The sequence below is a fragment of the Rhizobium sp. UFLA01-1127 genome (assembly GCF_059803845.1).
Genome location: NZ_JAUQTZ010000123.1, coordinates 1 through 18,792 on the forward strand (window position 1 = coordinate 1; position 18,792 = coordinate 18,792).

An 18,792-nucleotide genomic window follows, 5' to 3' on the forward strand; every position below is an offset into this window, starting at 1 on the left:
ACGGAAATCGGCGCACCACGCTCTTCCATCTACGAGCTCGTCAATCTCCTGCTCGGCCATGGCATGCTCGACTATCAGGGCGGCGATGGCCGAGTTTTTCTCGGCCGCCGTCTCTATTTTCTCGGAACCGCCTATGCCGAACAATTCGACCTGATGCGCGAGTGCGGCCGCATGCTGAGCGTGCTGGCGGAGGGAACGCGCGAGACAGCACAAATGTGCCTGCTGGAAGGCAATAAATATACGGTCGCCATGATGCGTGAGGGCATCCGCCCGTTTCGCATTTCGTCGAATGTTGGCGAGCTCGTCGCAATTCCGTGGACGGCCTCGGGGCGCTTGCTTGTCGCACATCTTACTGACCAGGAAATTCTCGATTTCATTCCGCCAGAGGATTTCATCCTGCCGAATGGCAAGCGGCTGGAGCCGGCCGATTTCATTACCCAAGTGCGCCAAGCCGCCGAAGACGGATATTTCACCTTCAACAGCGAGGTGGAGAATTTCACCCATTGCTTCGCCGTGCCGATCTATCAAGCCGATGGCGCGTGCATTGCGACACTTTGCCTGGTTACCCCGCGCGAAGATGGCCTGCGCAACCGCACCGCCTATCTCGACAGTCTCTTGAACGCGGCTCATGAAATCTCCGAAAAGCTTGGCTTTCGGTCAACGAAAGGCCGCCTCTTCGGCTCCTGAATCCGGGAGGATTTGTTTCGCGAAAGCAACCAAATGGAACTGAAAATCCACAACCGGGATGGTCGGATCGGACAGCCGGACTCGCAGGGGAGCGATCCCCGAAACATCAAAGGGTGACCGCGCTCCTGGGCTCCCCAAAAATGCGATGGTCGGCGCCGATCGTCGCCGATGGTCGCGCTCATCTTCGAGGCGCGGCCCGTTGGACGAGAATCGGATCGCTGTCTGAATCGAAAGTGTGCGTAAGCCGCTGGCTTCGCTCTCCGGATTGTTGCCACTCTCCCCTCGCCCCCAATCCAACCATGATCGAGGAGGAGCGAAATGGCTTATGCCATGTTATCGGACGTTATATTGGTAGGGCTATCGTGTTTGGCTGGATAACGAGAGCCACCCATCACGGTAAAGTCATCTATCTAGTTGATAATTAATGGTCCGACAACGCCAGCAGCCTGCCTAGAACCTCAAATGATCACACCGACCTCACCGCGCAGCCCTCCCGCGGAGCGCGGTTCGTACATGAAGCCGCAAAGAAGTCATCCCGCACTTGGCTGCAATGCCACTTTAAAAATCACGACCGATAGCCAACAAAATCGAAACCGTTGATGTGAAGGGATGCGAACCGTCGATACGATTGTCTCAGCGTTAAACTTTTGCCTCGAAAGTTAAATCACGATCTCTACACCGTGATGTTCGCTCCAGCTAAGTATGGTTCAAGACAGCTCGCATATGTCGGTCACAGCCTTCGTCCAGACCAGTCTTGCCTGAATTGCAGAGATACATGGCGCGGCGATGCAATAAGCGGATGTTTCAAAAGCGTATCAAATGCTGCCCGTCAGCCCTTTAGCCTTCAACACGGACTCCAGCTTGCTGACTTCTATGACCGATTTGCCCTGCTTGTACGCTTCGATGTAGCCGGCCTCGGCTTCGTCACGAGCGAGAGAGAGCCGTGCGACATCCTGTGCCTCCCCCTGGCGGACGATGACCAGCCCATCAGCGTCACCGATGACGATGTCGCCGGGATTGATGATTTCGCCGCCGACGATGACCGGATCGTTGACCGCCGCGATCGTTTCCTTGACCGTGCCCTTGATGCAGACGCTGAGCGAGAATACCGGAAATCCGAGCTCTCTCAGCTGCAGCGTGTCGCGCACGCCGGTATCGGTCACCAGCCCACCGATACCCTTGGCAAGGCACGCGTTGGCCAGGACATCGCCGAAGGAGCCGGCTTCCTCATACTCGCCCGCGGAAACGACAATGATATCGCCGGGTTTGGCGTAGTTGATCGCAAGCTGCAGCATGATGTTGTCGCGTGGTGCGCATTTCACCGTGAATGCCGGACCGCAAAGCTTCATGCGATAATCCACGGGCTTCAGCCGCGAGGACAGCGCGCCGCGGCGGCCTTGCGCCTCGTGGATCGTTGCGGGCGAGAATTTGGCGAGTGCGTCGATGTCGGCCTTGCTCGGACGGTTAGAAATATCTTTGATGTGGGTCACGGAAACCTCCCATGGTTAAGCTAGCGGCGGGCGTGCCCACCGCCTGTTATCAACGACAATTTTCGGATGGATGATTGGCCGGACTAAGCGGCCTATAGTCAGGGAATCGGGTCGAATTTCAGCTCGGTGATCGGCACGACCTTTTCGGTACGGGTCATCTTGTACTCGGTGTTCGGGCCAAGCCATTTCTCCCAGATCTTGTTGATCTGGCCCTTGTCATCAAGCGTGTGCAGGATCGCGTTGATCTTTGCCGTCAAAGCCGGCTGGTCCTTTTGCATGCCGATACCGACGGGCTCCAAAAGCATGGGCTCGTCGATCATGCGCATCTGCTTGCCCTTCGTCTTTGACTCGTTGACGAGCAGCGTCGTCGTCATGGTGTTGGCAACCAGGCCGCGTGCCTTACCCTGCTGAACGGCGAGATAGGCAGAGCCCGTATCCTGGAAGGTCAGCGGCTCGGACTTGTTGAGTTTGATTGCCAGTTCCGAAGTCGAGCCCTTGGTCGACGCAAGACGTTTGCCTTCGAAATCGGCCTTCGTCTTGCCGGCGTCATCCGCAGGAACAATCAGCATTTCCTTGGCGACATAATAGGGATCGCTGAACTGGATCTGTTCGGCGCGGGTCAGCGTATAGGCAAGGTTTGCGACTGTGATGTCGACGCGGCCAAGCTTGACCTCAGGGACGCGTGCCTCCACCGAAATCGGCTTGATCTCGGCCTTCACGCCAAGTTCATTTGCGATCGCCTTACACAGATCGACGTCAAACCCAACCATTTCGCGGGTTTTCGGGTCCGGCGAGGAAAACGGCGGCACGTCGGCATAGGTTGCACAGCGAAGCGTTTTTGCCGACATGATGGTGTCGAGCTGATCCGCCTTGGCCGGTAGGGCAATGGCGACGCCGGAAAGCGCCAATGTCACGGTAAGATACTTCCAGTCCATAGCTGTTCTCCTTGTTATTGATTTCAGATGCTTAGTGGCGCAGATCCGAAAGAAAGCGCTGAGCCCTCGGATGACGAGGATTCTTGAAAAACTCCTCGGGAGATGCGGTCTCCAGAATCTCGCCGGCATCGATGAACCAGATCCGGTCGGCCACGTCGCGGGCAAAGCCCATTTCATGGGTGACGCAGAGCATGGTCATTCCTTCCGCCGCGAGGTTCTTCATGACGCTGAGGACTTCGCCGACCATCTCGGGATCAAGCGCGCTCGTCGGCTCGTCGAAGAGCATGACCGGCGGCTCCATTGCGAGCGCGCGGGCAATGGCCACGCGCTGTTGTTGGCCGCCTGAAAGCTGGCCGGGATAGGCATTGGCCTTGTCGGCAAGACCGACGCGATCCAACAGCGCGAGCGCCTTCTCGCGCGCCACTTTCGCCGGCACGCCTTTGACCCGGATCGGCGACATGGAAACGTTATCGACGACGGGCAGATGCGGAAACAGGTTAAAATTCTGAAAGACGAAGCCGATGCGGCTGCGCAGCCGATCGAGCTCGGCAGCGCCCATCGCGGCATGAATATTCCTGCCCTCAAAATCTATCGAACCGCTATTGATCTCTTCCAACCGGTTGACCGTACGGATCAGCGTCGACTTGCCCGAACCGGACGGGCCGCAAATGACGACGACTTCGCCGCGGCTGACATCGGCATTGATGTTGTTCAACACCTGGTAATGACCGTAGCTCTTGCACACCTCGCGAAGACTGATCTCCTGAGCGCCGTCCTGCGGTGCGGAAACTGGGATGCTCATAGCTGCTCCGTGAATGTTTTTAAGGGAACGACGTCGCTAAGCAGGCGCATCTTCCGTGGCCCGGCGCGCCGGCGGGCAATTCGCCGTTCGACGCTGTTTGCGACATGGGTCAGGCCCCAGCAAAGCGCATAGTAGACAACGGCGAGGATGAAGAAGACCTGGAAGGGTTGCGACAGCAGCTGGTTGTTCACCTGGCTTGCCGCGAAAGTCAGGTCCGGCACATTGATGATGTAGCCGAGCGTCGTGTCCTTGATCGTGGAAACGAAGGTCGAGATCATGCTCGGAATCATGTTGTAGAGCGCCTGCGGCAGGATTACGAAGCGCATCGCCCCGATGTAGCTATGGCCGAGCGCCCTGGCAGCATCCATCTGCCCCTGGCCGAGCGAGACGATGCCGGCCCTTACGACCTCGCTTAAGAACGCGCCCTCATAGATCACAAGCGTTACCAGCATGATCAGGAAGCTCGGGACATCCGCCCCCGTCCATAGCGGAATGATGAAATAGCACCACAGCATCAGCATCAGCAACGGAACGCCGCGCGTGATGTAGACGAGGCCGGTTGCGGGCCATCTGAGGACTGCCCATTTGGAGAGACGGGCCATGGCTAGCAGTATGCTGACGGGAAATGCGAGCGCGATGGCAAGTGCTGAAAGGATCAGCGTGTTGGCAAGCCCCCCCAGCGGGCCGTTGGGATACTGGCCGATCAGCAGCAGAAGCCAATAATCGTGGAGGATCTTGATGATATCCTGGATCACGTGCGTGCCCTCCGCATCGGATCGCTGCGCAGGGAGATATATGCGCCGAAGGCCATGATGATGAGGGAGAAGAACAGATAGATGACCGTACCGATCAGGTAGATCTCGAAGGTGCGGAAACTGACATTGTCGATTTCCTTGACGGCATGCGTAAGCTCCGACGCACCTACGACGATCGCGAGACTGCTGTTCTTGAACAGGGATACGCTGTGATTGATGAGCGGCGGCAGGGCGTTGCGTATGCCCTGGGGCATGATGACGAAACGCATGGCGGAGATATAGCCATGCCCGAGCGCCTTGGCCGCTTCCATCTGCCCCGTGCTGACCGAGCGCAGGCCGGAGCGCAAATCCTCGCTGAAATAAGCGGCCTGGCACAGTCCCAGACCGACGATGGCAAAGACCGCCTCGGCATTGTGATCGGCCAGCCAGTCGGTGATGCCTTGCGGCATCAGCGTATAGATCCCGAAATACCAAAACATCAGCTGCACAAGCGTCGGCACGTTGCGATGATAGGAGACGTAGGCCTTCACGATCGGATCGCCGATGCGAAGCGGCGAGACGCGAAGGGCAAAAAGCAGAATGGCCAGCGTCATCGCAAGGAGCCAGGAGCCGACATAGATGACGAAAGTCATCTCGACGCCCTGCAAGAGCATCGCAACGTAGTCGGGGTTCCTCAGGATGGCCGACAGATCGAACCCGCTCACCGCTTCGCACCTTCCGCGTCATAGGTGGCGGCGGACGTCTCCGGCTTTGCCGTCTGCAGGCCGCCCATTACCTGCAATGTCGGAGTGATCTCCATATGACCGATATTGACTGCGACCGGCGCTGAAATTGCAAAGGCGATCGCATCGGCAATATCAGCCGCCTGCGGCAGCTCGAATCCGTCGATGAAGCGTTCGCGCACGCTCGGGTCATCACCATGGACGTGGTTGAAGATATCGGTTGCAACGCGGCCGGGGCAGATCTCGGTGACCCGGACCCGCTTGCCGAATGCATCGATGCGCAGCTGGTTCGACAGCATGGCAACGCCAGCCTTGACGGCATGGTAAGTGGAGTTGCCGCCGAAATTGTAGTTTCCAGCGATCGAGGAGATGTTGACGACATGCCCTCGGTCGCGAGCAACCATCCCCGGCACGACCAGACGGCAGATGTGCAGAACGGCGCGAAGATTGACGTCGATGATGAGATCGATGTCCTCTTCGTCAGCCTGAAGGAATTTCTTCGGTCGGTCGACGCCCGCATTGTTGACGAGAATGTCGAACTGAACTTGGCTCGTGAGATCCGCGATTGCGGCGCGATCCGTCACGTCGATGACGTGAGCGATGCATCCCGTGCGCTCGGCCAGCTCCTTCAGGGCGCCGGCCCTGCGAGCGATCGCATGCACCTCGATGCCCTCGCGGCAAAGCCGCTCCACCACCGCGGCGCCGATACCGGAGGAGGCGCCGGTGACCAGCGCGGTCTTGTAGTCGGAGAATGGCATTATGATCCCCTTTTTGTTGGTGTGGACATTAACGGAGCTTCAACTCCTTGCCTAAGACCGATTACTTTTGGAGTAATAAGCAAGTTTTATGGAGATGTGCCGGCCGCCAGCCAGCCAAAGCCGAGGCTCATCGCGCCACTTTCGCAACGATCCGCAGGGTTTGCCGACATTGACCCGCGTTGCAAAACAGATGCGCGTCTGCAAACATGCGCCGCCAAAACAGAACAGTAATCGATGCCATGGATATCAGACGCTTCAAATCCTTCATCGCCATCGTCGATAGCGGCAGCATTACGCGGGCCGCCGATATCCTGCATCTCGCCCAGCCGGCTCTGAGCCAGCAATTGGCGGCGCTCGAGGAACATTTCGGCCAGAAACTCCTGATCCGGAGCCAGCAGGGCGTCAGCATGACCGATGCCGGGCACGCGGTTTATCGGCACGCGCAGATCATTCTGCGTCAGATGGAACAGGCGCAAGCCGATGCCGCCGCCGCCGGCAATTCGCTTGCCGGACGCGTCTCGGTCGGCCTTGTGCCCTTCAGCAGCGCCGCCACGCTTTCCGTCGACCTTCTGGCGGAGACACGAAAGAGGCACCCCGGCATTCTGCTTCATCTGACGGAGAGCGTCGGTCAGACCTACAGCCAGATGATCATGACCGGTCGGCTGGAAATGGCGTTGATCCACGGCACGGGGCCGATCAAGGGCGTGCGGTTCGAGCCGATCCTGAGGGAAGAATTCTACCTCGTCGCTCACCGCAATTTCGCGATCGATTCAGACCAGAAACCCGTTCCGGTCAGTGCGCTCGATGGAATGCCGATGCTGTTGCCGCCGGCTTATAATTTCGTGCGCCGCGCCGTCGATGCCGCCTTTACGCGCAGCCGCATCAATCTCAAGGTCGTGGCCGAAGTCGAGATCGTGCGCACCCTGGCGCGCGCCGTCGGAAGCGGACTGGGCGCGACCATCATGCCGAAAGCAATCGCCGACCGCATCGTCTCGGAATCGAGTGAGCCTCTCGTCTGCCGGCTCATCTCTCCGCGAATAGAAGAAACGCTGTCCCTTTGCACCTCCGATCACAACTCGCTGTCGGAGCCGGCATTCGCCGTCAAAGACATCCTCCTCGAACTGACAGAGCAATTGCAGCTTTAGAGCTTCGGAACGCGTCCCTCCGACCCGTAAACCGGTCGGAGGCGTGTGGAATCATTGGTCAGCGCAGATCGCGGCAGAATTCAGCGATACGGGCGCAGCCCTCGCCAAGCTTTTGCATGCTTGTCGCGTAGGAGATGCGGAAATAGGGGCTCATGCCATAGGCGGAGCCCTGCACTGTCGCCACATGGTGCTCATCGACCAGCGCCATGACGAAATCGACGTCCGTCTCGATCTTGCGTCCGCCCTTGGTGGTCTTGCCGATCAGTCCGGACATATTGGGATAGATGTAGAATGCGCCTTCCGGCTTGTGGCAGCGCAGCCCTTCGACCTTCGCCAGTTGATCGAGCACGAAGTCGCGTCTCTCCCTGTAGATCGCCGCCCGCTCCTTCAGGAGATCCTGCGGCCCGTCCAGCGCTGCGATCGCCGCTGCCTGCGTGACGGTTGCGATGCCGCCGCTGTTCTGGCCGTTGACGTTGCTGATCGCGGCAATCAGTTCCTTCGATCCGCTGGCGCAGTATCCCAGGCGCCAGCCGGTCATGGCATAGGCCTTGGAGACGCCGTTCATCGTCAGGACCCGGTCGTAAAGCCTCGGTTCGGCATCGGCGATCGTGCAGAATTCGAACCCGTCGTAGACCAGATGCTCGTAGATATCGTCGGTCAGGATCCAGACATCCGGATGGCGCAGCATGACTTCGGCGATCGCGGCCATTTCCGCGCGCGAGCAGGCGGCACCCGTCGGATTGTTCGGGAAATTCAGGAGAAGCCATTTGGTGCGCGGCGTGATCGCCGCCTCGAGGTCCTCCGGACGCAGCTTGAACCCGGCCTGCTCGAAGCAGGGGACAGCGACCGGGACGCCGCCGGCAAACTTGACGATGTCGGCGTAGCTGACCCACGACGGCGTGGGAATGATGACCTCGTCGCCAGGATTGCAGGTGGCTAGCATCGCATTGAAGATCACCTGTTTGCCGCCGCCGGAAACGACGATCTGGCTTGCATCGTAATCAAGGTTATTGTCGCGCTTGAATTTTCGGCTGATCGCAGCCTTCAGCGCCGGCGTGCCGTCCATCGGCGGATATTTGGTATCGCCGTCGAGTGCGGCCGCGTGCGCTGCCTCGATCGCATGGGCCGGGGTCGGGAAATCCGGCTCCCCGGATGAAAGGCTCACGACCTTGATGCCCTTGGCGGCTAGTTCGCGGGCGCGCTGCGTCATGGCGGCGGAGGCAGAGATGGAAACGTTCTTCAGGCGATCAGCTGTGGAGGGCATCGGCGTGCTCTTTCAGTGGAAATGAAAACTTGATGACAGGAGGCGATCAGGATGCTAGCTCTGCTGCGGGCGCGAGCATGGCGCCAGAAGCCTCGATTTCGCTGCGGATAATCCGTGCAAGGTCGAGCGAGCCGGGCGTATCGCTGTGGACGAGGATCGATCGGGCCGGCATTTCAAGAGTGCTGCCGTCGATCGCCTCGACGGTCCCATCCGTCAGAAAGCGACGCACCCGTTTGCGAACCGCGGCCTCGTCCTTGACCAGCGCGCCCGGCAGACCGCGGTCGACGAGCCTGCCGTCGGCATCATAGGCGCGGTCAGCCAGAAACAGCGCCAACGTCTTGAGTTTCGCGCGCCTTGCCGCCTTTTCGATTTCACTGCCCGATGTCACGAACACCACGAGACGCGGATCGACCGCGGCAATGGCATTCATCATCAGATCGGCGAGCGCTGGATCGAGATTGACCATATTGCCCATCGCCGCATGAAAGCTGAAATGTCCGACACTCATGCCCTCGCTCCTGGCGATCGCGATCAATGCGCCGAGCTGATAGAGCATCTGCTGGCGAAGCTCGTCCGGCTGGAACGGCATCTCACGCCGGCCGAAACCCGACCGATCCGGCAGACCCGGATGCGCGCCGATACCCACGCCATTTTCCTTCGCGAGGCGAACCATGCGCGCCATCGTGTCCGGGTCGCCGCCGTGAAAGCCGCAGGCGATATTGGCCGACGAGACGATCTTCATCATCGCTTCGTCGTCGCATAGCCGATAGGGGCCGAAACCTTCACCCATGTCGGAATTCAGATCGATTTTCACCTGCTCCTCCTCTTGGTTCCTGCCACCCTCATCAGGCCATCGCCTTTAAGGCGCGTTTGACCATTTGCGATGTCCGCCTGATGTCTACGACGTAGCGGTTCACGGCCTGCTCAACGGCGCGCGCCTCCGCATGCGTCGAGCGGACGAAACGGAGCCGGGTGCCGATACGCGCCTGGCCAAGCCGCCACAGATCGCACTCGATGACGCCAGCGATCTTGGGATAGCCGCCCGCAGTATTAGCATCGCTCATCTGGATGATCGGCTCGCCAGCTGGCGGGACCTGGATCACGCCGGGCACCACGCCATGCGAGCGCATCTCGACCTTCGCCGTCGATTTGATCGGTTCGCCGGATAGGCGATAGCCGGTGCGGTCGCTACTTGATGATATCCTCCAGCTCCGATTCCAGAAGCCCTCGGCATCGGCGGCAAACAGCTCATGTTCACCGGCCGGTATCGCGCGGATCGGTAATACTCCGTCGATCACGACCGGGAAAAAATCGCGCAAGGCGACCGCCGGCTCGACAACGGCAAGACCACTTGCCGGCAAGGGGAGCGCATCGGCGGATGTGCCAAATTCAATCCGGTCACCCTTGATGAGCGCCCGACCGGCATTGCCACCGAAGCCGCCGCGCAGGGACGTGCTGCGCGAGCCCATGAGAACCGGCACATCCAGCCCTCCACGGAAGGCGATGTAAGCACGCGCTAACCTTGGTGGATGCCTAAGCTCGAGGATCTGACCCGGCTCCGCGACGTGGGTGCACCACGCAATCAATTCCCGTCCGTCCAGCGTGGGGCTGCCGTCCGCACCCGTGACGGCAAAGATGCCGCCCGTCCCGAACTGCAGTTTGAACGGAAAGGTCTGAACCTCTATTGCAGCCGCATCGTCGTTGTTGCCAACAAGGATATTGCCGATCTTCACCGCAAGAGGGTCTATCGCGCCGCTGGCCGTGACGCCAATGTCGCGATAGCCGGGGCGGCCGAGATCCTGGATCGTGTTGAATGGGCCGGTTTCGATAATCTCGATCATAGCTCGATCCTTGCCGGCAGAAAGCGCACGATATCGCCGGGCGCCATCAAAGCCGGCGTCGCGGAGGTGGGATCGAACATCTGCAGTTCCGCGTGGCCGAGCGAATTCCAGCCATTCGGGCCCGTCAGCATCGCAACGCCTGTCTGCATTCCACCGATCGTGACGCTGCCCTTCTCCATCCTGAGCGACGGAACGGTCTTGCGTGGCATATAGATACGCGGGTCGAGCCCGTGCAGATAGCCGAAGCCGGGAGCGCTCCCCAAGGCGAAGACGCGGTAACTTGCCTCGTAATGCAGGCGCACGACCTCGCGATCGCTCAAGCCGCAAAAGTCGCAGATGGCGGGAAGATCGATTGCATAGGTGCCACCATAGTGAACCGGGATTTCGATGGTCTTTCCCGCCAAGTCGAGGCTTTCGGCGTTGTTCCATGCCTCCAGAAACCTCCCTGTCACCAGTTCGGGATCCTCAGGGGTCTCCTTGAAGATCGCCAGAAGATTGGTCATTCCGGGGATAACTTCCGCTATGTCAGCCCAACTCCTGACGATTTGTGCCAGAGCCCAGATCCGCCGCTGCGCGGGCAGATCGAATTCACCCGGTGCTTCCAGCAGGAAAGATCGGGTGCCGATATAGGAAATCCGTGCCCGGCCCTTGGAAGCAGGAACGATTTCGCGCGACGACATGATGGTGTTCGACGTGGCAATCATGGCAGCGGCTCGATTTCGGACAGGGGATCACCGAATCCGACTAGGGTTTCGGGTTCTACCGATCGCCTGGCCAGCAAACCGGCTCTGCCGGCTGGAATGGGAAGCAGGACAGAACCGATGCGAATAAAACCGATCACATCCTGGCTTGAGACGGAGCGAGGCAGACGCTCGGTCTGATTGGAATCCGAAGGATGCGAAGGATAGAAGTGGCCCGCCATTGGCGCTTTGACCACCGCCACCGTTGTCGCCGGCGCAGGCTGTGCATTTCCTGTCAGGCTAATTTGGGCGCCCCCGGCCTTCGAGACCACGATGCGCAGCTTGCCGCCCGGTCGCGAAATTTCCACGCCATCGACGCCTGCTGCCGTCAGTGCGTCGGCCAGAGCCGCGAGGGTCGAAGGGTCGCTAAAGTCGATCGCCCTCATGCCGCCCTCCTCTGCCGAAACCATTGTTCCAGATAGTGGATATCCGTCTCACCGCGGGCAAACCCTTCATCCTCGAACAATGTGCGCAGCAGCGGCAGGTTGGTGGAAATACCCTCTATCCGGGTGACGGCAAGCGTCTCGCGCATTTTGGCCATCGCTTCTGCCCGTGTAGGCGCATGAACGATCAACTTGGCGATCAGGGAGTCATAGTAAGGCGAGACCCGATAGCCGGCATGAATATGGGTATCGACCCGGATTCCCTGCCCTTCCGGCAGGATTAATTCCGAGATCGTACCCGCCGAAGGCAGGAAACTTTCGGGATCCTCGGCGTTGATGCGGCATTCGAAGGAATGGCCGGTACACGCCACATCATCCTGGCGTATTTCCAAGGGGAAACCCTGGGCGACCATTATCTGCGCCTGGACGATATCGATCCCGCTGGTCATCTCGGTGACGGGATGTTCGACCTGCAGGCGCGTGTTCATCTCGATGAAATAGAAGGCACCGTTTTCGTAGAGGAACTCGAAGGTTCCGACGCCACGGTAGCCGATCTGCCGGCAGGCTTGCACGCAGGCCATGCCCACAGGCTTTATCGTTTCCGAGGAAATCCCGGGCGCCGGAGCTTCTTCCACCACTTTCTGATGCCGGCGCTGCATGGAGCAATCGCGATGCCCGAGCCAGACGGCATTGCCATAGGCATCGCAGAGCACCTGAATTTCGATGTGACGCGGATGCTGGAGGAACTTTTCCATGTAGAGTGCCGGGGAACCGAAAGCCTGACGAGCCTCTTCCGATGTCAGGGCGATGGCCTCGTGCAGCTCGCCTGCATCGAGCACCACCCGCATCCCCCTGCCACCTCCGCCGCCTGCGGCCTTGATGATCACAGGATAGCCGATCTCCTCGGCGATCCGCTCGACCGAAGCCGGATCATCCGGAAGGGAAGTGTCAGGACCGGGCACGCAAGGCACACCAGCAAGGATCATTGCCCGTTTTGCCGATATCTTGTCGCCCATGGTCGCGATCGAGGAGGCCTCGGGGCCGATGAATGCGAGGCCGGCTCTCTCGACGGCTTCGGAAAAGGCGGCGTTCTCGGACAGAAACCCATAGCCGGGGTGGATCGCACCCGCCCCGGTCAATTGCGCGGCAAGGAGGATCGCATTTTGATTGAGATAGCTGCCGGCTGCGTTCGCGGGACCGATGCACAGAAAGGTGTCGGCCGCCTTGCCATAAGGCGCCTGCCTATCGGCTTCGGAGCAGATTGCGACCGTCTTCAGCCCGAGTTCGCGGCAGGCGCGCTGAATTCGCGCAGCAATTTCGCCCCGATTTGCAATCAGGACCGTATCGAAACGTCGCCCCGCCTTGTCGAACGCTTCCGCCATCACGCGATCTCCGCGAGTATGTCGCCCGTCTCAACTTCACCGCCATCTATTTCGGTGAGGTGCCCGATGCGACCGGCCTGCGGGGCTGCGATCTTGTTGAAGACCTTCATCGCCTCGATGATGAAAAGCGTCTGCCCCTCCTCCACCATGTCGCCGATCTTAACGAAAGGCGCCTGTCCAGGTGCTGGCGCCCGGTGCAAGACGCCGAAGATCGGCGCTCTCACAATAATGGAGTCCTGCGATTTGCACGAAACATCGCCGGCTTGTTCAGCGCGGCCAGTTGCAACGCTGGCAGCCATCTGCGCTGCACGGAACGAATCCGTCGGACTAGACGTTCGGAAGATGCGAACCGTGACATCCTTTTCCGTTACCGTGAGTTCGGTAACGTGGGATTGTCCGACAAAATCGATCAGTGTTTTTATCTTCGACAGATCCATGCGAGAACCCGGTATTTCGGAATACCTTTCGCAATCTGTTTAATGATGACTGCGTTTGGCTGACTTCCTCCGTACACGATCACTACCCCTATGGGGTCAGAAGAACTTTTAATGACGCCGGCATCCAATCGGTGTTAAAGCCGACCGGCAAGTCATTCTATGACAACCTGTCCGACACAAACTGTCGGTTTACATACAGCCGAATCAAAGCCCCGTGATTGATGTAAACTATTGTTGCGGCATGATTTCTAGGATGGCGAGGACATCGCCAAGCCACAAACAAACTTATGGCCGACGTAGTGACAAGGCGCTAGCCTTTACACAAGGAGAGTGGAAACCTTGCGCCGGCGATCAAGTGACCCAAATTGATAAGTTTCACGATGGAAGACCTGGTTGGGTTCTGTCGCAAACTTTTGGGAAGGCCACAGAGACGGCAATTGCTGGGCGCAGTTAAGCAGCAAGCGCAGCGGATTGTTGAAAAGCCGCTTGGCCATTCGCTGGAAATTGTTGTTTTCGGATCATGTGGGCCACTTCGATGCCATCCAGTGTAGCTGATGCCGACTGAAAGGATTTGAATCCCATCGGCCGGGTCAGTCTCCTTATGAAACGATGGTCCTGCTCAATCATGTTGTTGAGGTATTTGACCTGCAGGACCTCGATCAGCCAGAATCACCTCACAAGATGCGCTCCACTTCGATGAAGCTGCAATCCTGCGCGAGATCGGGGATCTTAACGAGGTTCACTTCGGCGTCACGTCAAAACCGAACCACTTCTGCGATAGTCTGGCGATCGTGCCGTCGGCCTTTGCTACGGCGATCGCATCGTTGAACATGGCTTTCAGTTCTGTATCGTCCTTGCGCAAACCGACGGAGCTGCCGCGACCGAGCATGCCCCCCTGGAAACGCGGGCCAGCGACAATCATATCCTCGTTGCCCGGCTTTGCCGCAGCTGTCGAAAGATAGGCCATGGATGCCATGATGAGATCGACGCGGCCTGCCTTGAGATCGAGATCATGTTGTTCAGTCGTCTTGTATTCGCGGATCTCGGCAAAGCCCTTCAAATATTTGTCGAGGAAGGTCGCGGCGATCGATGCGGCCTGCACGCCGATCGTCTTGCCCTTGAGCGAGGGTTCAAGCTCCTTCACCGCCTTGGCGGCGCCGGCTTCGTCCGTTGCGAGCGAAAAGACTTCGCCCTTCAAAGGCAGATTGGCAAGCGGGGAGTCTTTCAATGTCGCAAAAGTCTGCCCGGTCGTACCGTAGGAATCGCTGAAGGCAATGACTTCTTCACGCTTGGCGGTCGCCGACATGCCGGAAATGATCGCATCGAATTTGCCGGCATTCAGCGCCGGGATCATGCCATCAAAGGGCTGGATCACGGTCGTGCATTCGACCTTCATGTGAGCACAGAAATACTTGATCAGCTCGATTTCATAGCCGTCGAGGCTGCCATCGGCCTTGGTAAAGTTCCATGGACGAAACGCGCCCTCGGTCGCAATCGTCACATGTGTCCACTTCTTCTCCTCAGCACGTACAGCGGTCGAAACGGCCAAGGTGCCGATCATCATGAACGCCGTCAGAATTGCAGCCAGGTATTTCATGCTCGAGTTCCCATTCTTGATTGAGCGCGATACGTTATTGGTTGATGAACTGGCGGAAGCGCTGCGATTGCGAGTTCGAAAAGACGTCCTGGGGCTTGCCGTCTTCCTCGACGACGCCCCTGTGCAGGAAGATGACGCGACTGGAGACATCACGCGCAAAGCCCATCTCATGCGTGACGACGAGCATCGTGCGCCCCTCCTCAGCCAAAGCCCGCATGACGCGTAGCACTTCACCGACCAGTTCCGGATCGAGAGCCGAGGTCGGTTCGTCGAACAGCATCACCTTCGGGCGCATGGCGAGCGCGCGCGCAATGGCAGCACGCTGCTGCTGGCCGCCCGACAGATGCGCCGGATAGAAGTTGCGCTTGTCCGCGATGCCGACCTTGGCCAATAGAGCTTCCGCTTCCTCGACTGCTTCTGCGCGCGGACGGCGCTGAACATGGATCGGCGCCTCGATGACGTTTTCGAGGATCGTTTTGTGAGACCAGAGATTGAAGCTCTGGAACACCATTCCGAGCTGCGACCGAATCCGGTCGACCTGCTTTCCATCCGCCGCACGGTGCGCGCCGCGGGCATTTCGCTGCATACGAATCGTTTCGCCGGCCACCGTCACTTCGCCGGAATCGGGTGTCTCCAGAAGATTGATGCAGCGCAGGAAGGTGGATTTGCCCGAACCGGAAGAGCCGAGAATGGAGACGACGTCCCCTTCCAGAGCATCGAGTGAAATGCCTTTCAAAACTTCAACAGGCCCGAAGCTCTTGTGCACGTCACGCACGCGAAGGGCGACCGGTATGACCATCATTGCGGATTTCCTGCGGCAACTGCCTCGGTGGTGGAGCGGGGACTGGAGGGAGGGGGGCGCAGATGCGGACTCAGCCTGTATTCGGCAAGCTGGATGAGACGCGTCAGCATGAAATTGATCAAAAGATAGATCGCCCCCGAGACCACGAAAACTTCGATTGCCCGGTAGGTCTCCGAAATGATCTTGGCGGCGACCCCCGTCACCTCCATCAGCGTGATGATCGAGGCAAGCGACGTCGCCTTGACCATTGAGATCATTTCGTTGCCATAGCCTGGCAAGGCCTGACGGATCGCCAGCGGCAGCACGATGCGGCGAAACATCAGAAAGCGGTGCATGCCGCAAGCGCGGGCAGCTTCGATCTGACCGTGCGGTACCGAAAGCAGGCCGCCGCGAATGATTTCGCTGGCGTAGGCCGCGGTATTCAAGGTCAGCGCCAGAACCGCGCACCAGTAGGGATCACGCAGGAACGGCCAGACGATACTGTGCCGTATGGCTGGAAACTGGCCGAGGCCGTAATAGATGAGGAATATCTGCACCAACAGAGGTGTACCGCGTAAGACAAAGACATAGAGCCGCGCGAACCAATTCAGCACGGCCATGCCGGAAAGCCGGGCAAGCGCCAGCAGCAGCGCCAGGATAGCGCCGAGGCAGATCGACGTTACGGCAAGCTCGATCGTCAGGGGGATCGCGGCGATCAGGCTCAGGAATATTTCTCCGAGAAACTGCCAATCCATCAACGCCTCCTCACGCCGCGCGACAACCGCCGCTCGGCCTGTTGAAGTATGAGGCTCGAAAGGGTCGAGATCATCAGATAGATCGCGCCGGCCATCAGATAGAAATCGAACGGAAGCCCGGTCGAGCCGGCACCGACCTGGGCCTGACGCAAGAGTTCGGCAACGCCGGTGATCGATACCAGTGCCGACTCCTTCAGGACCACCTGCCAGACATTGCCGAGGCCTGGAAGCGCATGCCGCAGCGTAAGCGGCGCAATGATGCGGCGCAGGCGCAAACCGCGCGACATGCCGCAGGCAATAGCCGCCTCGATTTCACCGGGATGCACCGCCTTGAACCCACCCCGCAGCACCTCCGTGAACTGGGCACCCGAGGTGACGCCCACGGCAAGCGAGCCGGCAAGAAATCCGGGAAAGCCAAGAAAGCCTTCCGCCCCGAAAAGCTTGCCAATCGCCGTGACCACGGCGCTGCCGCCGAAATAGAAGAGATAGATGACCAGCAGATCGGGGATGCCGCGCAATACGGTCGTGTAGGCATCGGCCACCGTGAGCGCAAAGCGATTGCCGGCGATCTTCGCCCAGGCACCGAAGGTGCCGATAAAGGCGCCGACAGCATAGCCGGCAATCGCGACCAGGATCGTCATCCATGCCCCGGCGAGAAGGGCATGCCCCCAGCCGTCCGGGCCGAAGCCAGCAAGTTCGAATATGCCTGGCTGGTTCATGATGCTGCCCGGGTGGAGCAGATTCTGGCAAATTGTATCATTGTCTAAGCCTCAGCTAGGTACGATGTCTCGCGAGGGCGTTCAATTGGCGTCGAACGTCGGCGTAAGGTCGATCTTGCTCCATTTTTCCGAGAGCTGTTTGATCGTGCCATCCTTGGCGGCCTGCTTGATGGCATCATCGAATTTGGCCTTCAGATCGGTTTCGCCCTTGCGCGTGCCGAGTGCGACTTCGGTTGCCAGCATCGCGCCCTTGACCAGCGGACCCGACATCATCAGGTCCTCGTTTCCCGGCTTGCCGAGGACGGAGGTCTCATAGACGCCGCTGTCGAAAGCGGCATCGATACGTCCTGCCTTCAGGTCGAGATCGCGTTCGCCGGAGCTCTTATAGTCGCGCACGGCGACATCGGATCCGAAATAGCTGTTGATCAACTGCTCCTGGCTGGTCGACTGAACCACACCGACGGTCTTCCCTTTGAGCGCCTTGCCGATTTCGGCCATCACCGGGTAGGCCTTCGCCTTGTCGTTCAGATTCAGGCGCTCGCCGGTCATCGGCAAGGGTGAAACCGATCCATCCTTGACGAGCAGGAAGCTCGCAACGCCACTCGCATAGGGCACGGTGAAATCGACCACCTGCTTGCGCTTCTCGTTGATGCCAAGCGTCATCACCAGATCGAACTTGCCGGCATTGAGGCTCGGGATCATCGCATTCCATTCGCCGGCAATCAGTTCGCAATCGAGCTTGGCGCGTCTGCAGAGATCATTGATGAGATCGACGTCGAATCCGGCTAGTTTGCCGCTGGAATCCATGAGGTTCCAGGGCGGAAAGGCGCCTTCGATACCGACCTTGACGTGCATCCAGTCCTTGGCGCCGGCCGCAAGCGGGGCCAGGAAGGCAATGGCGCCGAACACGGCAGCAAACAGGTTTCTATTCTTCATTTTCAGTTCCCTCGTTTCGGCTTTGAAGTGCCGTTTGTTTAGTTTGAGATATGACTGCGTCAGTCCTCCAGCGCCGCGCGCAATGCCGCATTGGCTTGGCTCAACGCATGCGCGAGGCGATTTCTCACCTGACGGGCATGGACGGCGTAGAAAGCGGTCTCTGGCGAAGCCGGGGGTAGTGCCGCCAGCGCTCGCAGTCCTTCCAGCGACGGCCACGCCGGGTGCGGAAGGGCGGGGTCATGATGAAAGCGCTCGCCGCTCGTATAGTTCAGCGGCACGAGATGGCGGCTGGCACGCATGAGCGAGGCATTGATGCGAGCGACCTTGGCGGCGGATGCGTCCTTGGCCTTCACTATGGCGTTTGCGTTGACGCGCAACTCATCGATGGCATTTGCAAGAACCGAGATGTCGATGCGGCCCGCAAGCTCCGTTTGCAGCCGGGCAACCTGTTTGCCAAGGGCTTCCGCATAAACAGTGTAGTCCAATGGCAGGATCGGCGAGGTCAGCAGGCGCCAAAGTACCTCCAGCACAATCTGTGTATCCCGGAGGAGATTGTCAGGATCGATATGTTCCTCCGTGTCGTGCGGTGTATGCCACCACCAGCCGAGCGCCGTCAGCATCTTGACAGGCCCAGGCGGCTGATGGCTGAGGCTACCAAACATC

The 18,792-nt window shown here is 59.2% G+C and carries 20 protein-coding genes and 2 pseudogenes; 2 read left to right on the forward strand and 20 right to left on the reverse strand.

The features are described from left to right. The coding region (locus Q4Q11_RS24445) for an IclR family transcriptional regulator (RefSeq protein WP_498571108.1) at positions 1-687 on the forward strand (687 nt) is incomplete at its 5' end. A gap of 815 nt (positions 688-1,502) precedes the next feature. Here Q4Q11_RS24445 and Q4Q11_RS24450 read toward each other — a convergent pair. The 6 genes from Q4Q11_RS24450 to Q4Q11_RS24475 form a co-directional block, all read right to left on the reverse strand. After that, positions 1,503-2,177, reverse strand: a complete 675-nt coding sequence (locus tag Q4Q11_RS24450; RefSeq protein WP_112509138.1) for a 4-carboxy-4-hydroxy-2-oxoadipate aldolase/oxaloacetate decarboxylase — start codon at positions 2,175-2,177, stop codon at positions 1,503-1,505. Between the two features lie 98 nt (positions 2,178-2,275). After that, a complete protein-coding gene (locus tag Q4Q11_RS24455; protein WP_498571109.1) occupies positions 2,276-3,112 on the reverse strand; it encodes an ABC transporter substrate-binding protein in 837 nt (278 codons plus the stop codon). Positions 3,113-3,143: 31 nt separating this feature from the next. After that, positions 3,144-3,914 (reverse strand): amino acid ABC transporter ATP-binding protein, encoded by a 771-nt coding sequence (locus Q4Q11_RS24460; RefSeq protein WP_498571110.1) that lies wholly within the window; start codon positions 3,912-3,914, stop codon positions 3,144-3,146. Next, positions 3,911-4,669, reverse strand: coding sequence for an amino acid ABC transporter permease (locus Q4Q11_RS24465; protein WP_498571111.1), 759 nt, complete (start codon positions 4,667-4,669; stop codon positions 3,911-3,913). The genes Q4Q11_RS24460 and Q4Q11_RS24465 overlap by 4 nt, the downstream gene beginning before the upstream one ends. Further along, positions 4,666-5,373 (reverse strand): amino acid ABC transporter permease, encoded by a 708-nt coding sequence (locus tag Q4Q11_RS24470; protein WP_498571112.1) that lies wholly within the window; start codon positions 5,371-5,373, stop codon positions 4,666-4,668. Before Q4Q11_RS24470 ends, Q4Q11_RS24465 begins: the two co-directional genes overlap by 4 nt. Beyond that, positions 5,370-6,149, reverse strand: a complete 780-nt coding sequence (locus Q4Q11_RS24475; RefSeq protein ID WP_498571113.1) for an SDR family oxidoreductase — start codon at positions 6,147-6,149, stop codon at positions 5,370-5,372. Before Q4Q11_RS24475 ends, Q4Q11_RS24470 begins: the two co-directional genes overlap by 4 nt. A gap of 239 nt (positions 6,150-6,388) precedes the next feature. Here Q4Q11_RS24475 and nac point away from each other — a divergent pair, with 239 nt between their 5' ends. Then, positions 6,389-7,294, forward strand: a complete 906-nt coding sequence (nac, locus tag Q4Q11_RS24480; protein WP_112509189.1) for a nitrogen assimilation transcriptional regulator NAC — start codon at positions 6,389-6,391, stop codon at positions 7,292-7,294. 58 nt (positions 7,295-7,352) lie between these two features. Here the strand turns inward: nac and Q4Q11_RS24485 are convergent, their stop codons facing one another. The 14 genes and pseudogenes from Q4Q11_RS24485 to Q4Q11_RS24550 all read right to left on the reverse strand — a co-directional run. Further along, on the reverse strand, positions 7,353-8,558 hold the full coding sequence (locus tag Q4Q11_RS24485) for a pyridoxal phosphate-dependent aminotransferase (protein WP_112509124.1): 1,206 nt from the start codon (positions 8,556-8,558) through the stop codon (positions 7,353-7,355). Positions 8,559-8,604: 46 nt separating this feature from the next. Further along, a complete protein-coding gene (locus Q4Q11_RS24490; RefSeq protein WP_498571114.1) occupies positions 8,605-9,372 on the reverse strand; it encodes a 5-oxoprolinase subunit PxpA in 768 nt (255 codons plus the stop codon). Positions 9,373-9,403: 31 nt separating this feature from the next. Further along, positions 9,404-10,399 (reverse strand): 5-oxoprolinase subunit C family protein, encoded by a 996-nt coding sequence (locus Q4Q11_RS24495; RefSeq protein WP_498571115.1) that lies wholly within the window; start codon positions 10,397-10,399, stop codon positions 9,404-9,406. Next, on the reverse strand, positions 10,396-11,103 hold the full coding sequence (pxpB, locus tag Q4Q11_RS24500; protein ID WP_498571116.1) for a 5-oxoprolinase subunit PxpB: 708 nt from the start codon (positions 11,101-11,103) through the stop codon (positions 10,396-10,398). Before pxpB ends, Q4Q11_RS24495 begins: the two co-directional genes overlap by 4 nt. Further along, positions 11,100-11,525, reverse strand: a complete 426-nt coding sequence (locus tag Q4Q11_RS24505) for an acetyl-CoA carboxylase (RefSeq protein ID WP_112509116.1) — start codon at positions 11,523-11,525, stop codon at positions 11,100-11,102. The genes pxpB and Q4Q11_RS24505 overlap by 4 nt, the downstream gene beginning before the upstream one ends. After that, the gene (gene accC, locus Q4Q11_RS24510; protein ID WP_112509114.1) at positions 11,522-12,904 is read right to left on the reverse strand and encodes an acetyl-CoA carboxylase biotin carboxylase subunit; all 1,383 of its coding nucleotides are present in this window, start codon (positions 12,902-12,904) and stop codon (positions 11,522-11,524) included. The genes Q4Q11_RS24505 and accC overlap by 4 nt, the downstream gene beginning before the upstream one ends. After that, a complete protein-coding gene (locus Q4Q11_RS24515; RefSeq protein ID WP_498571117.1) occupies positions 12,904-13,341 on the reverse strand; it encodes an acetyl-CoA carboxylase biotin carboxyl carrier protein in 438 nt (145 codons plus the stop codon). Before Q4Q11_RS24515 ends, accC begins: the two co-directional genes overlap by 1 nt. Positions 13,342-13,791: 450 nt before the next feature. Next, positions 13,792-14,001, reverse strand: a pseudogene (locus Q4Q11_RS24520) (DDE-type integrase/transposase/recombinase); the annotation flags it as partial. A gap of 79 nt (positions 14,002-14,080) precedes the next feature. Next, positions 14,081-14,938 carry a transporter substrate-binding domain-containing protein gene (locus Q4Q11_RS24525; RefSeq protein WP_498571118.1) on the reverse strand — a complete coding sequence of 286 codons (858 nt, stop codon included), beginning with the start codon at positions 14,936-14,938 and terminating at the stop codon, positions 14,081-14,083. Between the two features lie 34 nt (positions 14,939-14,972). After that, positions 14,973-15,740 (reverse strand): ATP-binding cassette domain-containing protein, encoded by a 768-nt coding sequence (locus tag Q4Q11_RS24530; protein WP_112509108.1) that lies wholly within the window; start codon positions 15,738-15,740, stop codon positions 14,973-14,975. Continuing rightward, complete coding sequence (locus Q4Q11_RS24535) at positions 15,737-16,474, reverse strand: ABC transporter permease (RefSeq protein WP_112509106.1); 738 nt, start codon at positions 16,472-16,474, stop codon at positions 15,737-15,739. The genes Q4Q11_RS24530 and Q4Q11_RS24535 overlap by 4 nt, the downstream gene beginning before the upstream one ends. Further along, entirely contained in the window at positions 16,474-17,193 is a 720-nt protein-coding gene (locus tag Q4Q11_RS24540; protein WP_112509104.1) for an ABC transporter permease subunit, read from the reverse strand. Before Q4Q11_RS24540 ends, Q4Q11_RS24535 begins: the two co-directional genes overlap by 1 nt. Positions 17,194-17,274: 81 nt before the next feature. After that, on the reverse strand, positions 17,275-18,129 hold the full coding sequence (locus tag Q4Q11_RS24545; protein WP_112509102.1) for a transporter substrate-binding domain-containing protein: 855 nt from the start codon (positions 18,127-18,129) through the stop codon (positions 17,275-17,277). A 59-nt stretch (positions 18,130-18,188) separates the two neighbouring features. Then, a pseudogene (locus Q4Q11_RS24550) lies at positions 18,189-18,792 on the reverse strand (M28 family peptidase); the annotation flags it as partial.